Annotated in this window: 13 protein-coding genes; 6 read left to right on the plus strand and 7 right to left on the minus strand. The window is 70.3% G+C overall.

The features are described 5' to 3' along the window. On the plus strand, positions 1-1,753 hold a 1,753-nt coding region (locus ON19_RS43235; protein ID WP_051168495.1), incomplete at its 5' end, for a DUF3027 domain-containing protein. Positions 1,754-1,797: 44 nt separating this feature from the next. Beyond that, positions 1,798-4,710, plus strand: coding sequence for a sacsin N-terminal ATP-binding-like domain-containing protein (locus tag ON19_RS03720; protein ID WP_051168497.1), 2,913 nt, complete (start codon positions 1,798-1,800; stop codon positions 4,708-4,710). An 8-nt stretch (positions 4,711-4,718) separates the two neighbouring features. On the opposite strand, the gene ON19_RS03725 is transcribed toward ON19_RS03720, so the two are convergent. Continuing rightward, complete coding sequence (locus tag ON19_RS03725) at positions 4,719-5,336, minus strand: TetR/AcrR family transcriptional regulator (RefSeq protein ID WP_227954594.1); 618 nt, start codon at positions 5,334-5,336, stop codon at positions 4,719-4,721. Positions 5,337-5,461: 125 nt separating this feature from the next. Here ON19_RS03725 and ON19_RS03730 point away from each other — a divergent pair, with 125 nt between their 5' ends. Further along, complete coding sequence (locus ON19_RS03730) at positions 5,462-7,522, plus strand: neutral/alkaline ceramidase (protein ID WP_043686793.1); 2,061 nt, start codon at positions 5,462-5,464, stop codon at positions 7,520-7,522. Between the two features lie 9 nt (positions 7,523-7,531). Here the strand turns inward: ON19_RS03730 and ON19_RS03735 are convergent, their stop codons facing one another. After that, on the minus strand, positions 7,532-7,771 hold the full coding sequence (locus ON19_RS03735; protein WP_043686796.1) for a DUF2530 domain-containing protein: 240 nt from the start codon (positions 7,769-7,771) through the stop codon (positions 7,532-7,534). Between the two features lie 115 nt (positions 7,772-7,886). Here ON19_RS03735 and ON19_RS03740 point away from each other — a divergent pair, with 115 nt between their 5' ends. Further along, positions 7,887-8,324 (plus strand): MarR family winged helix-turn-helix transcriptional regulator, encoded by a 438-nt coding sequence (locus tag ON19_RS03740; protein ID WP_043686798.1) that lies wholly within the window; start codon positions 7,887-7,889, stop codon positions 8,322-8,324. Between the two features lie 51 nt (positions 8,325-8,375). Here the strand turns inward: ON19_RS03740 and ON19_RS03745 are convergent, their stop codons facing one another. From ON19_RS03745 to ON19_RS03755, 3 genes are all read right to left on the minus strand, one after another. Continuing rightward, on the minus strand, positions 8,376-8,603 hold the full coding sequence (locus tag ON19_RS03745) for a hypothetical protein (protein WP_051168496.1): 228 nt from the start codon (positions 8,601-8,603) through the stop codon (positions 8,376-8,378). Between the two features lie 210 nt (positions 8,604-8,813). Next, positions 8,814-9,215 carry a YccF domain-containing protein gene (locus ON19_RS03750; protein WP_043686801.1) on the minus strand — a complete coding sequence of 134 codons (402 nt, stop codon included), beginning with the start codon at positions 9,213-9,215 and terminating at the stop codon, positions 8,814-8,816. A 72-nt stretch (positions 9,216-9,287) separates the two neighbouring features. Beyond that, positions 9,288-10,490: a GNAT family N-acetyltransferase gene (locus tag ON19_RS03755; protein ID WP_043686804.1), complete on the minus strand. Its 1,203-nt coding sequence runs from the start codon at positions 10,488-10,490 to the stop codon at positions 9,288-9,290. A gap of 113 nt (positions 10,491-10,603) precedes the next feature. On the opposite strand from ON19_RS03755, the gene ON19_RS03760 reads away from it, so the two are divergent. Together ON19_RS03760 and ON19_RS03765 are read left to right on the plus strand one after the other, a co-directional pair. Beyond that, positions 10,604-11,407, plus strand: coding sequence for a TrmH family RNA methyltransferase (locus tag ON19_RS03760; protein ID WP_043686808.1), 804 nt, complete (start codon positions 10,604-10,606; stop codon positions 11,405-11,407). After that, positions 11,404-11,703: a DUF2537 domain-containing protein gene (locus tag ON19_RS03765; protein WP_043686811.1), complete on the plus strand. Its 300-nt coding sequence runs from the start codon at positions 11,404-11,406 to the stop codon at positions 11,701-11,703. Before ON19_RS03760 ends, ON19_RS03765 begins: the two co-directional genes overlap by 4 nt. A gap of 30 nt (positions 11,704-11,733) precedes the next feature. On the opposite strand, the gene ON19_RS03770 is transcribed toward ON19_RS03765, so the two are convergent. Both ON19_RS03770 and sepH read right to left on the minus strand, forming a co-directional pair. Further along, entirely contained in the window at positions 11,734-12,477 is a 744-nt protein-coding gene (locus ON19_RS03770; protein ID WP_043686814.1) for a DUF6928 family protein, read from the minus strand. Positions 12,478-12,881: 404 nt separating this feature from the next. Next, on the minus strand, positions 12,882-13,004 hold a 123-nt coding region (sepH, locus tag ON19_RS43560; protein ID WP_255218363.1), incomplete at its 5' end, for a septation protein SepH.

Genomic DNA, 13,004 nt, shown 5'->3' on the forward strand with positions numbered 1-13,004 from the left:
CCTGCCACTGGCCGGAGCGCTGCGCACCGCGTTCGGCGTCTGCGGCAACGCCATGGGCGCCGACGGGCGCGTCGTCCACGTCGCGTACGGCTGTGGCGCGCACTCCGACACCGAGGCCCCCACCGGCGGCGGCTCCCCGCTCTACGAGGCATACGACGACGCGGCCATCGAGGTGATCCCGCCCGAAAAGGGACGCGCGCGCGCCGAGGCGGATAAGCCCGCGGGTGGTGGTCGGCACCGTGCGGCCGAGGCGAGCAGTGCGTCCGTGGCGGCGGAACAGGCGGAGGACGTAATGGGGACCGCCGAGGTCCGTGCGGACGCGGCGGTCGCGGAGGACCTTGCGGTTGTCGAGGACGCTGCGGTTGTCGAGGACGCTGTGGCTGTCGAGGACGCTGCGGCCGTCGAAGAGGCGGAGGTCGCCGAGGGCGCTGCGGTTGCCGAGGGCAGTGCGGTCGCTCAGGCCGCGGGACTCTCTGAGCAAGCTGCGGCTGCCGAAGGGCTTGCCGTCGGCGAGGAATCGGAGGTCACCGATACCACTGCGGTTACCCAGGATGCCGTGATTGCCGAGAACGCTGCGGTGGGCGAAAAAGCTGCGATTGCCGAGACCCCTGCGGTCGGCGAGGACGCGAAGGTCGCCGAGGCGACTGCGGCTGCCGGAAACGCTGCTGTTGCGGACGATGCTGTGCTTGCCACGGCGCCTGCGGTCGGTGAGAGCGCGGAGGTCCCTGAAGCCACTGCGCTTACCGACGATGCTGCGGTGGCCGAGGGCGCTGCGGTGGCCGAGAGCGTGGTTCCTCCTGCCCAAGACGATGCCGCAACCGACGACCTTGCCGGTGCCGAGCACGTCGGCGGCGCGGAGGGGCTTGCGGCTGGCGGGGCGGCCTCGGAGAACGCGGCTGTCCCGGAAGTGAACGCCACTGCCGGGGCTCCGAGTGTGCCCGGCATCGGCCAGTCCGCCGACCGGACGGCGACTGCGGGTCCTGAGGTGACCGAGCCCGATGCCGCCGGGGTCGGTGAAATCGATTCTGCCGCCGTGGCTGCGGAATCGATCGTTCCGTCCGCCGGGCGGGAGGTGCCCAGCACGGACGACGTCGCTGAGCCGCCGACGGTGCACGACACCACGTCTGCTGCCACCGACGCGAGTTCCGCAGCCGCGCAGGGCGAGCCGCGCAGCACGGAGGACGACAACGACCCCAGCCCAGCGCTCCGCACGGGCGACGCGGCGGACACCCCCGCGGCCACCGGTGAAAGCGGATCGGCCCCTGTGGTTGCCGCGTCGGTCGATACGCAAAGCACCGGCGACTTCTCGGATAGTTCGGTCGGTACCGAGTCGAGTCCGGCCGAGCAGGTGACCGTCCCGACCGAGTCCGCGGTGGAGTCGGGCTCGTCGGAGTCCCGGCCCGCCGAGCCGCGCACCGCCGCATCGGGCCTATCCGGTACGAGCGTGGACGAGGCAGCTCTCCCGGTGACCGCTGACCGTGAGCCGGGTTCGGTGAACACGCAGTCGGATGCGGTGACCGACGTGGAGCAGCCCGCGGCTGGTTCGGATCCCGTCCAGCCGTCCGGCACCGGGTCGAGTGCGTCCGAGGCGGAAGCTTCCTCCGCCGCCGCGCCCGGCGTCCCGGCGACCAGCGCTACGGATTCGCCGGTGCAGACCGGAACCGAGAACGCAGGTGCGCCGGCCGATTCCACGGTCGGTGACGAGCCGGAGTCCGAGACACGGCCGGGGTTCCAGTCATCGCCGCGGAGTTGACCGAGGCCGCCGATCCGTTCGGCACGGCGGCGTTGCGGGCGGGAGTGCTCGCCGCATGGCGTGATTCGCCGACGCGGTTGCGGGAGGACGCCGCGACCGAGCACGACTTGGTCCGCGCCGGCTATCGCGACCGGTTGCTGACCGAGCTGGCGCAGAACGCCGCCGACGCCGCGCGCAAGGCGGGCGTGCACGGTGATCTCGTCGTCCGGCTCGACGGTCGTGTCCTGTCCATCGGCAATACCGGTGCGCCGCTGGACGTCTCCGGCGTGCACGCGCTCACCGCCCTGCGTGCGTCGGCGAAATCCGGCGACGGCGCCGTCGGCCAGTTCGGCGTCGGATTCACCGCGGTGCTCGCGGTGAGCGACGACATCGAGCTGCGGTCCACCTCCGGATCCCTGCGGTTCTCCCGCGACCGGACCCGGGAAAACCTGAGTAGCAACCAGATCCGGATTCCCGCCGTCGAAACCGGCGAATTCGCCCCGCCGGTGCTGCGGATGGCCTGGCCGAGCCAGGCGCGACCGTCGGAGGGTCTCGACACCGAGGTGGTGCTGCGCCTGCGCGCGGACGTCGACGCCGACGCGCTCCTGGCTGCGATGCGCGCCGAAGCTGTCGACCTGCTGCTGGAATTGCCCGCTCTGCACCGCATCCGCGTCGGCGCGGACGAATTCGTCGGCAGTGCGGAAGACATGGGCGGCGGCATGCACGAGGTCTATGTCGACGGTCCGGGCAGCGAACAGCGAACCTGGTGGCAGTACCGCACACCGCGCGCCCGCTGGCTGCTGCCGGTGCGCGACGGCAAGCCGGTGGCCGCCGCTCCCGACGTGCTGCGAGCGCCCACCCGCTCCGACGAGGAACTGTCGCTGCCCGCGCTGCTCATCGCCGACATCCCCATGCAGCCGGATCGTCGCAGGCTGTTGCCCGGCGCCCGGCTCGCCGAATTGGCGTCGGGCTACGCCGATTTCGCCCGCGCCCTTGCGCCACGGGACCGTCTCGTGCTGGTTCCCGCGCCTGGTTTCGCTCGCAGCGAGGCCGACGGTCTGCTGCGCGAAGCCCTGCTGCACGAGTTGCGATCCCATCCTTGGCTGCCGGTCGTAGCCACCCCACGGCGCGCTCCGCAGGAAGATTCCCGCGACGCTGAACCAGGCCGTGAGCCTGGTTTCCACGACGAATCCGCCGCTGCGGACGAGCAGGAATGGCCTGCCGAACCGACCGACATATCCAGCGCTCCATCGATCCCCGTCGGCGAGCCCGGTGCCGCTTCCCCCTTCGCCGAAGCGCCGTTCGCAGCCGTCGGGGCACCGCCGCAGGAAGTCGCCGTCCCCACCCGCGCATATGTCTTCACCGGTCTGACCGCGGAGTTGGCCGCGCTGCTCGACGACGTGGTCGGCCCTTTGGTGATCCCGGACCTCTCCGGGCGGGCCCAGGCCGAGGCCATGGGCGTGCTGGACGTGCACCGGCTCGGTTTGGCCCGGCTCGCGGAATTGTCCGGGGGCCTGGAGCGGCCGCCGAGTTGGTGGCGGCAGTTCTACGCCGCGCTGGAACCGTTCGTGGTGGATCCGCTCGCGGCCGAAGAGCTGGGCGCGCTGGCGGTTCCGCTGGCCGACGGCCGACTGGTCACCGGGCCGCGCACCGTGGTGCTGGACGATCAGCTCGAGGTCGCGATCCCCGTGCACTGGGCCAGGCTGGCGCACCCCGAAGCCGCGCATCCGCTGCTGGCTCGGCTCGGCGCGCGGTCGGCCACCGCCGAGGATCTCCTGAACGACCCGGGGTTGCGGGCCGACTTGGAGGATCATCCGGGCGATCCCGACACCGCCGACGCCGTCCTGCGTCTCGCCGCGCACGCCGACCCGCAGTCGCTGCCGTCCTGGCTCGGACTGCTCGAATTGCCCGACGTCGATGGCGAACCGCGGTCCGCCGACGAACTGCTGCTGCCCGGCGCGCCGCTGCGCGAACTGCTCGTGCCGGATGCGCCGTTCGGCACGCTCGACCCCCAGCTGGTGGAACGCTACGGTGCGGACGCTTTGCGCGCGGTCGGCGTCGGCTGGGATTTCGGTGTGATCGTCGAGGCCGATCCGACCGGCCCCGATCATGATCTGGCCGACGAGGAACAGTGGTGGTCCACGCTGCCGGACGATCCGCCGGAGCTGATCGCCGTCCGCGACCTCGACCTGGTCGATGATCGGGCCTGGCCGGAAGCGTTGCGGCAGCTGGCCGCGACGCCGCGCACCCGCCGCCTGCTCGCCGACGCCGGCGGCTACACCGCGTGGTGGCTGCGCACGTATGCGCGGATCGACAGCACCGCGCTGGGCCTGTTCCGTCATCCCGCCGATACCGAGTTCGACGGACTGCTACCGGCGTTCACCGTCGCCGGCGTGGACCCGGACGCCTATCGCGCGGTTCTCGCCGACCCCGGGACGATCACCGACGAGCTGGCCGCCGCGCTGCTGGACGCGCTCGCCGATCCATCGAGAACGCCCGCGCCGGAGGTCGTCTCGCGGACGCACGCGCGTCTGGCGGCCGCCGTCGCCGCTGGTCTGCTCGATCTCGAAGAGCTGCGACCACCCGATCGTGTGCGCGCGCTCTCCGGCGCCGTGGTCGATCCGGGCGACGCGTTCGTCCTCGATCAACCGTGGTTCGGTTTGGCGGTGCCACCGGACCGCGTGGTGGCGGGCGATACCGAAACCGCTTCGGCCCTGGCGGCTCTGCTCGATCTGCCGCTGGTGTCCGAGGCCGTCACCGCCGAGGTGGTCGAGACCGGACGCCGCACGACCTGGGCGGCGGAGCCACTGGGCGTCGTGCTGCGCCAGGTATTCGGCTTGCCCGCCCAAGCGGGCGAGCTGATCGTGCACCGAGAGCTGACGGTGCGGCTGAGCGGTGCGATCGAGGCGACGGTGGCGGTGCCTTGGTGGCGGACCGGCGCGGCCGTACACGTTCGCGCGCCGCAACCGCGCAGCTGAGCCCGCGGCTAGTGCGCGGCGTATTGGGTGATCATCTCGCTCAACAGATCCAGCTGCACGCGCACGCTCTCGCTGTCGTTGTCCACCAGCCAGCGCAGCACCACACCGTCGATGACATTGAGCGTGAAGCGGCTCAACGTCTGCACCGGGACCGACCAGTTGGTGCCGGTCGCGTCGCGCGCGTGCTCCAGGATGTCGGCGACGGTGGAGTCGTTGAAGTTGTACTGTTCGCGCGCGATCGCCAGTTTCGCCGGGGTTTGTTCGCCTTCCCGCAGCGCGTAAGTGGTCGTTTCGTAAGTGAGCAGCTGTCGTTCCGGAGTGGCTTCAATGTTGAGCCACATGAGTTCGAGTCCGGCACGGATCAATTTTTGAAGGGCTTCTTTTCCACTTCCGACGTCCTGCCATACCGTTTCGTTTGCGTCCACGGAATCGCGCAATTCCATCGACAACGCTTTGACCAGCTCGGTCATCAGCGCGTCCTTGTTTTCGAAACAGTAATGCACCACACCGAGCGAGACACCGGCCGCCTGAGCGACATCGCGCGTGGTCACGCCCGCGACGCCCTTTTTCTCGGCAAGGCCGATCGCGGCCTCGATAAGGTGGGCCCGTCGTTCTTCGACGCTCAATCGGGAGGACACCCAAGGGAGTTAAGCGCGCACGGCCCGCGCAGTCAATTCGCGGGCGGAAAAAATTCGACTGGACGAGTGACCAGTTGTGTGGTTCGCTGCATCGGGACAGAAGGGAGACGGGTATGTCGGTGTCGCGCAGAACTGTTCTGGCCCGGACCGCGATCGGTTCGGCCACGCTCGCGGCCGCGACGGTGCCCGGGATGAGTGGCGTGCTCGGCGTTCCGGCGGCCGCCGCCCCGGATTCGGGCGGCTACGAGATCGGCGTCGGGCTTTCCGACATCACCGGCCCGGCCGCGGAATGCGGCATGATGGGCTACTCCCAGCTCGAGCAGCAGACCGCGGGCATCCACCTGCGCCCGCGGGCGCGGGCGTTCGTCATCGGCAGCGCGGGGCGGCGAATCGTCTTCGTGGTCGCCGAGAACGGGATGATCTTCCAGTCCGTGCACCGTGGCGTGCTGACCGAACTGGCCCGGCGGTTCGGCGATCTGTACACCGAGCAGAACGTCCTGCTCACCTCCACGCATTCGCACGCGACCTGCGGCGGCTCCAGCCACGACTACGCCTACAACCTGTCCATCCTCGGTTTCCAGCAGCAGGTCTACGACGCCGAGGTGAACGGGATCGTCGAGGCGATCGCCGCCGCGCACGCCGATCTCGGCCCCGGCTCGCTCGCGGTCGGCCACACCGAGCTGCACAACGCGAGCGTGAACCGCTCGCGGGTGGCCTGGGAACGTAATCCGCTCGCGGACAGGCAACATTTCCCGGACGCCATCGATCCCGCGGTGACCACGCTCGTCCTGCGCAAGGGCGGCCGGTCGGTCGGAACCATCACCTGGTTCGCCACCCACAACACCTCGATGACCAACGCGAACCGGCTGATCAGTTCGGACAACAAGGGCTACGCCTCGTTCTCCGGCGAGCACATCGAGCACGGCGTGCGCTACCTGGACGGCAAGCCCGCGTTCGTGGCCGCCTTCGCGCAGACCAACGCCGGTGACATGTCCCCGAACCTGAATCTGCGTCCGGGCTCCGGCCCCACCGAGGACGAGTTCGACAACACCCGGATCCTGGGCGAGCGGCAGTACGCGGCATCGAAAGACGCGGCGGCCCAGGCGCGCTCGATCTCCGGTCCGGTGGACGGGTTGCTCTGCTACATCGACCTGGCCGACATCGCCGTGGACGGTCGCTTCACACCGGACGGCCTGCCGCGGCGCACCGCACCGGCCGCGGCGGGTGTCTCGCTGATCGCGGGCAGTGTCGAGGACGGTCCGGGCTTGCCGGGCGGCCCCATTCCGGAAGGTGTGCGCAATCCCTTTCTCGAGGCGCTCGGTGACCCGGCCCAGCCGGCACCGGCCTGGCTGGCGGACGCGCAGGCGCCGAAGGCGATCGCGGTGCCGCTGGGCATGCTGCCCCCGCTGGCTTGGGTGCCGAATGTGCTGCCGATTCAGCTCGTTCGGATCGGCGAACTCTATCTGGCCGCCGCGGGTGGGGAATTCACCATCACGGCCGGCTTGCGGATCCGCCAGGCGGTCGCGGCGGCGCTGAACGTCCCGCTGGATCAGGTGCTCATGCAGGGCTACGCGAACGCCTACCACGAATACGTCACCACGCCCGAGGAATACGACTCCCAGCAGTACGAGGGCGCTTCGACACTGTTCGGCCGCTACACCCTGTGCGCCTATCAGCAGGAGTTCACGCGGCTGGCCACGGCCTTCGCCGCCGGTGGCCGGGTGCCGCGCGGCCCGGCGCCGCGCGATGTGTCCCAGCTGCAGCCGAACTTCCAGCCGGGCGCCGGTCCGGACGCGGCCGCGCCGGGCCGCGGCTTCGGCGACGTGCTGGTGCAGCCGCACCCGTCCTATGGGCCGGGCGGCCGCGTAGTGGCCGAATTCGTCTCGGCGCATCCGAAACACGACAACCGCCGCAACGGGACATTCTTGGAGGTGCAGCGCCGGAATGCTTCCGGAGAATGGGTGCGGGTGGCCAACGAGGGCGAGTGGGCGGTGCGATACCACTGGAGCAAGCACGGGCCCGCCGCGTCGGTGGCCCGCTTCACCTGGGACATCCCACTCGACGCCGAGCCGGGACGCTACCGTTTCCAGCACTACGCGACCCGTCTCGATCCCAGTGGCGCACTCCACCCGTTCACCGGCGCCACCGACGAATTCGAGGTGGGCCGACCGTAACCAGGCGGGCTACAAACCGGTCTGCGCGCCCTTGTCCCCGCGCCGCGCGCCGCGGCGCTGGACGAGATAGATCACCAGGGCCATCAGGCCGACCACCAGCCCCATGAGGCAGACCGGGCGGGCCGACGCCCATCGGTCCCCGCCCGCCCACACCACCACGGTGGCGACCAGCCACAGCGCGCTGCCGACCGCGAGCACGGGGCGCGGATCGGTCAGGCGCGGCGGGAGCTGCGGGACATTCTGCGTCACGGGTTCAGCCTAATCGGCCCGGCGAGACGAAGTCCGTCGGCCGAGCGGAAGCGCGGCCGTCCCGGAGCGCGGGAACCCGCGACCGGCCGCGCGCGGTCCCGTATCGTTTGCCACTGTGACAACGCCATCGGATGTCAGAGCCCTCGCTGGTGAGCTCTCGCTGGCGGTCGTTCGACTGACGCGGCACCTGCGCGGCCGTCGGGCCGACTCGCAGATCTCGCTGACCCAACTCTCCGCGCTCGCCACCCTCGCGCGGGAGGGCGCGATGACTCCGGGTGCGCTCGCGGCGAAAGAACGCGTCCAGCCCCCGTCCATGACTCGCGTCATCGCCTCGCTCACCGATCTCGATCTGGTGGAGCGCAACCCGCATCCGACCGACGGCCGTCAGATCATCGTCTCGCTGTCCCCGGCGGGGCGCGCGCTCATCGCCGACGAGGCCAGCGCGCGGGAGGCGTGGATGACCGAGCAGCTGTCCACGCTCACCGAAGAGCAACTCGTCGTGCTCACCCGGGCCGTGGCGATCATGAAGCAGATCGTCGCGGAGTCCGAGTAGTCCGTTCTGCCGCAACAACATTCGATGCCGATGCCGTCGACGGCGGCAGGTTCAGCGGTTCGTCCGGACGAGTCGGACGAGGATTCCGGCGCCCCACCACAGCAGGCCGCCCGCGATCGTCAGGCAGAGGACGAAGGCAGGATAGACCAGGACCCCGTAGTCGGCGGCCCAGCGGGGGAGGCGGGTGAGCTGGGTGGCCGCGACGACGATCAGCAGCAGGCCCAGAACCGCCGCGATCGGCGCGAGTGGCGCGGTGTCCGGGGCAGTGCGGTCGGTCATGTGGAGCCCTCCTGTGCGGTCGGCTCGGCACCCGCTCGGGGCGCGATGGGCACTGGAAAACGTCAGTTACCTTCTAGCTAACATTCGCACAGGGGTGTGATTTCGTTAACACTCTGTGACGTAGATCACAGAAGAATCGCGACGGCGCCGTGCAGGCGGGCACAGCGTGACCTGCACAAGGGCGGCCGATCCGGCCGGATGTGCCGACGACTACCGCGTTCCGAACGGCTGGTCGCTGTCCACGATCTCCCGTCCCAACGGGAACAGCGAGATGGGGATGAACTTCAGGTTGGCCCAGCCGAACGGGATGCCGATGATCGAGACGAACAGCGGGATGCTCGTGATCAGGTGGCCCAGCGCGAGCCACCAGCCCGCGACGATGAACCAGATGATGTTGCCGATCAACGAGCCCGCGCCCGCCCCCGGCTTCTCCACCGTGGTCCGGCCGAACGGCCACAGCACGTAGGCGGCGATCCGGAAGGACGCGATGCCGAAGGGGATCGTGATGATCAGGATGAAGCAGATGATCCCCGCCGCGATGTACCCGAGCGCCAGCCAGAACCCGGCGAGGACGAGCCACAGGATATTGAGAACCAACTGAATCGGCTTCATGAGACCAGCATGCCAGCCGCGCGCCGATTCGGACATTTCTTCCTTCCCGGCGGCGGGGCGCGGTGCGCGTCGTCAGAAGAACCAGCCGAGCATCGCGTCCCGCTCCGTGCGGAAGGCGTCGTCGAGCGCACGCACCTGCGCGGAATCCTTGGCCCGCAGCCGGTTCGCCGCGGCGAACACCCGGCCGGGATACGCGCCGAGATACATGCTGCCGAGCACGTCGATGCCCAGTTCGACATCGGCCGAGCGGTCGGTGGGCGCACATTCCGCCTGACCGTCGCGCACCCGCAGCGCGAACGTGCCGCCGGCGTTCCGGAAGGGGTCGGTCACCTCGAGGGTCACATCGAGCTCGCTCGCGTAAGCGCGCGCCGTCAGCGCGGCGGGAACGTCCATCAGGCGAAGCCACAGTCCGTCGTAGCGGGCGGTCGTGCGCACCAGCCGGGGATCGGTCAGCAGATAGGGCAGCGGGTCGTGGTCGGTGAGCACGCCGTCCACCCGCCGGACCAGATCCAGCCCGAGCAGGGCCCGCCACAGTGCCGCGTGCGCTTCGGCGGTGACCGTCCGCATCTCGACGACTTCGACCGTTCTCGCCCTGCCGTCCGAGTGGAACCGATACAGCGCGTAGCCGTCGGCGTGCAGGAGGCCGAACAGGGTGGTGCCGCCTTCCCGGAAGCGTTCCGGGTCGTCGAACACGATGTCCCAGGCCGCCGCCGGACGCACCTGCGCGCCGGGCACCAGTCTGCGCCAGCGGTCGTAGATCCGTTCCGCGGCCGCGCGCAGTTCGTTCGGCGTCCGGAGCGTCACACCGCCGGGGTCCGGCGCGGTCGGCAGGAACTCGGCGAGGCGGCGTTCGATGCCGACGGCGTTCTCCCGCGTCGCGGGCCCGTAGCCGAACCGGCCGTAGATGCCGCCCTCGCTGGCGGTGAACATGGTCAGGGGCAGCCCGGCCGCCTCGATGCGCCGGTGCTGCTCGGTGTACATGGCGCGGAGAATGCCGCGCCGCCGGTGGGTCGGCGCCACGCCGACGCCCGCGATGCCGCACACCGGCACGGTCCGCTCGCCGGGCACCGTCACCGTCATGGTGGTGGCCTGCAGGTGCCCGACGACCTGTCCGCCCTCGACCGCGACGATCGAGTTCTCCGGAGGGAACAGCAGCGGTATCCGGTGCAGCTCGGCCGGGTCGTAGCGGGTGCCGAACGAGGTCTCCACCAGCGTCATGATCGCGGGCCCGTCGTCCTCGGTAGCCGACCGAATCGTGATTCCCGGGAGGGTCATGCCTCGACCATCCCACGTTCGCGTCCCTGCCCGCACCGCATTTTCCCGCGCTCGGCGACCACCGGGCGAACACCGATTCGGAACCGGGCGCGACCGCCCGGCAGGATGGAGCGGTGGCCGAAGTGATCGATATCGATGACCCCGCCGACCCCCGGGTCGACGACTTCCGCGATCTCAAGTCGGCCGACCGCAGGCCCGATCTCCCCGGGCGCAAGGGACTGGTGATCGCCGAGGGCGTCGTGGTGGTCCAGCGGATGCTCGATTCGCGCTTCGCGCCGACCGCGCTGCTCGGCGTGGAACGCAGGCGCTGCGAACTCGCCGACGACCTGGTGGCCGTGGACGTGCCGTACTACCGCGCGACGGCCGAGGTGATGGCCGAGGTGGTCGGGTTCCACCTCAACCGCGGCGTGCTGGCCGTCGCGCGCCGCCCCGCGGAACTCGGCGTGGACGAGGTGGTCGAGAAAGCGCGGACCGTCGCGGTGCTCGAAGGCGTCAACGACCACGAGAATCTCGGCGCGATGTTCCGCAACGCGGCCGGGCTCAGAGCCGACGCGATCCTGTTCGGCGACCGCTGTGCCGACCCGCTCTACCGCCGCGCCGTCCGGGTCTCGATGGGACATGTGCTGAGGGTGCCGTTCGCGACCGTGCCGGATTGGCCGTCAGGACTGGATATACTGCGGCGCAAGGGATTCCAGATCATCGCGCTCACTCCGAACCCGGCCGCGGCGAATCTGGCGACGGCGATGACGGGGGAGCGGGTGGCGTTGTTGCTCGGGGCCGAAGGGCCGGGACTGACCGAGGAGGCCATGCGGGCCACCGACGTCCGCGCGCGCATTCCCATGACCCCGGGCACCGATTCGCTCAACGTCGCGACCGCGGCCGCGATGGCGTTCTACGAGCGGGTGCGGACCGCATGACCGGGCCGTATCGACCGTATCCGTCGTATCAGGACCCGACGCCGTGGGGCGCGGGCCTCACCGTGGCGATCATGGTGGCGCTGCTGGCGGCGGTCGCGGTGTATTCCTTCGGTGCCGCGCTGGCCGAGGTGCACCCGCTGCTCGCGGTCGCGGTGAATCTCGTCGCGGTCGGCGGCGCCGCGCCCACCGCGTGGCGCTGGCGTTTCGCGCCGGTGACGCGGTGGGTGATCGGCGGCGGCGCGGCGGGCGTGCTGCTCGGCTGGATCGCGTTGCTGCTCGGCGGATCGGCGGGTTAGCCCGACCGGTCACGCCGGTCGGCGACGCGCCTAGCGGACCGGGTCGGGTCCGCGCAGCCAGCCGAACAGGCCGCGCCTGCGCGAGGTCGCATGCGCCCCGCCGTCGGCGGGGCCGCGGATCGCCGGATCGGGCAGCTTGCCCTTCGGGTACAGCGCGAAGCCGCAGACGGGGATGTCACCGGGCACGATCGCGCCGGGAGCGACCGGACCGCGGTAGTGGAAGCCGAGCCATTCGTCGTTGGCGGCGTCGGCGAAGTCGGGCGGATCGAACGGCAGCGCCTGCGGGTCGGGTAGTTCGCCCGCGCGCCACCGCACCGGATGCTCGCCGGCCCAGTAGGAACGCTCCCAGACCAGCGGAAGTCCTTCGTCCTCCAGGATGTTCACCCGGGTCGAGCTGAACGCTCGGCGGAACTCGCCGCGCTCCCAATGGGCGAACGCGCCCCAGCCGTGCTCGATGTCGAACGACACCAGATAGGTGTGCTCGGAGGCCAGCGGGCGCACCAGCAACTCCGGGATCTCGGTCGGGTGGATCCGCGCGGCCTGGGGCGAGCACAGCACCGTCACGCCCGGAAAACAACCGATGTACACCTCGTCGTTCTGCGGGCCCGCGCAACCGGCCAGCGTGCCGACCATGATCGGCTGCACATCGCGGTCTTCGTGCAGTTGCCTCGCCAGTGCCAGTGCGGCTCGGGGATCCGGGTCGTGGTTCGCGCGCAGGACCGCCACGGGGTCGGGGGTGTCGACGTACCAGAGCGACCAAGCCTTGGATAGCATTCCGGCACCTCCCGATAGTTGCACGAATGGACTCCGCGAACTTCGAGCAACGCGCGATGGAGTCGACCGGCACACCGCTGAGGTGGCCTGTCCGGTGCCGACGCGCGTCGTCGACCACACCGAAAATTTACTCGCACCGCACCGTCCGCGGTGCGGCTTCGCGTCGCGAACCCGCGACGCGTCCACCGCCTCCTACCCGTTCCGGCGTCGGTGTAGGCAATAGCTCCGTCTCGCGAGGGCGATCGAGCTTCTAATCGCGACAACTGATTTCGTGAGCGCATGGGTAACTCACATTCACCGGCAACGCTCGAACTGAAGCGGCATTCAACGCAGGCCCTGTAGGCGGAATCCCGCGTCCTGACTCGTACGTCCTGAAGACACGCCAGCGACGGACCAGCGTGCGCTCAGTGACCGGAGCTGCGCACCCCGAGCAGCACGTCCTCCCAGGACGGCATCGGGGCCTTGCCCCGCTTGGCGCGACTCGGCTTCGCCGGAGCCTTCGCGGGCTTCGCCGGCTCCTCGGCGGC

It is taken from the genome of Nocardia abscessus NBRC 100374 (assembly GCF_000308455.1).
In the GTDB taxonomy this organism is placed as follows: domain Bacteria; phylum Actinomycetota; class Actinomycetes; order Mycobacteriales; family Mycobacteriaceae; genus Nocardia; species Nocardia abscessus.

Excerpts from the sequence above, each read along its gene's own strand:
- ON19_RS03745 (WP_051168496.1), bottom strand. The coding sequence starts at position 8,603 with ATGACCGACCGCACTGCCCCGGACACCGCGCCACTCGCGCCGATCGCG.
- ON19_RS03755 (WP_043686804.1), bottom strand. The coding sequence starts at position 10,490 with ATGACCCTCCCGGGAATCACGATTCGGTCGGCTACCGAGGACGACGGG.
- ON19_RS03770 (WP_043686814.1), bottom strand. The coding sequence starts at position 12,477 with ATGCTATCCAAGGCTTGGTCGCTCTGGTACGTCGACACCCCCGACCCC.
- ON19_RS03750 (WP_043686801.1), bottom strand. The coding sequence starts at position 9,215 with ATGAAGCCGATTCAGTTGGTTCTCAATATCCTGTGGCTCGTCCTCGCC.
- ON19_RS03765 (WP_043686811.1), top strand. The coding sequence starts at position 11,404 with ATGACCGGGCCGTATCGACCGTATCCGTCGTATCAGGACCCGACGCCG.
- ON19_RS03730 (WP_043686793.1), top strand. The coding sequence starts at position 5,462 with ATGTCGGTGTCGCGCAGAACTGTTCTGGCCCGGACCGCGATCGGTTCG.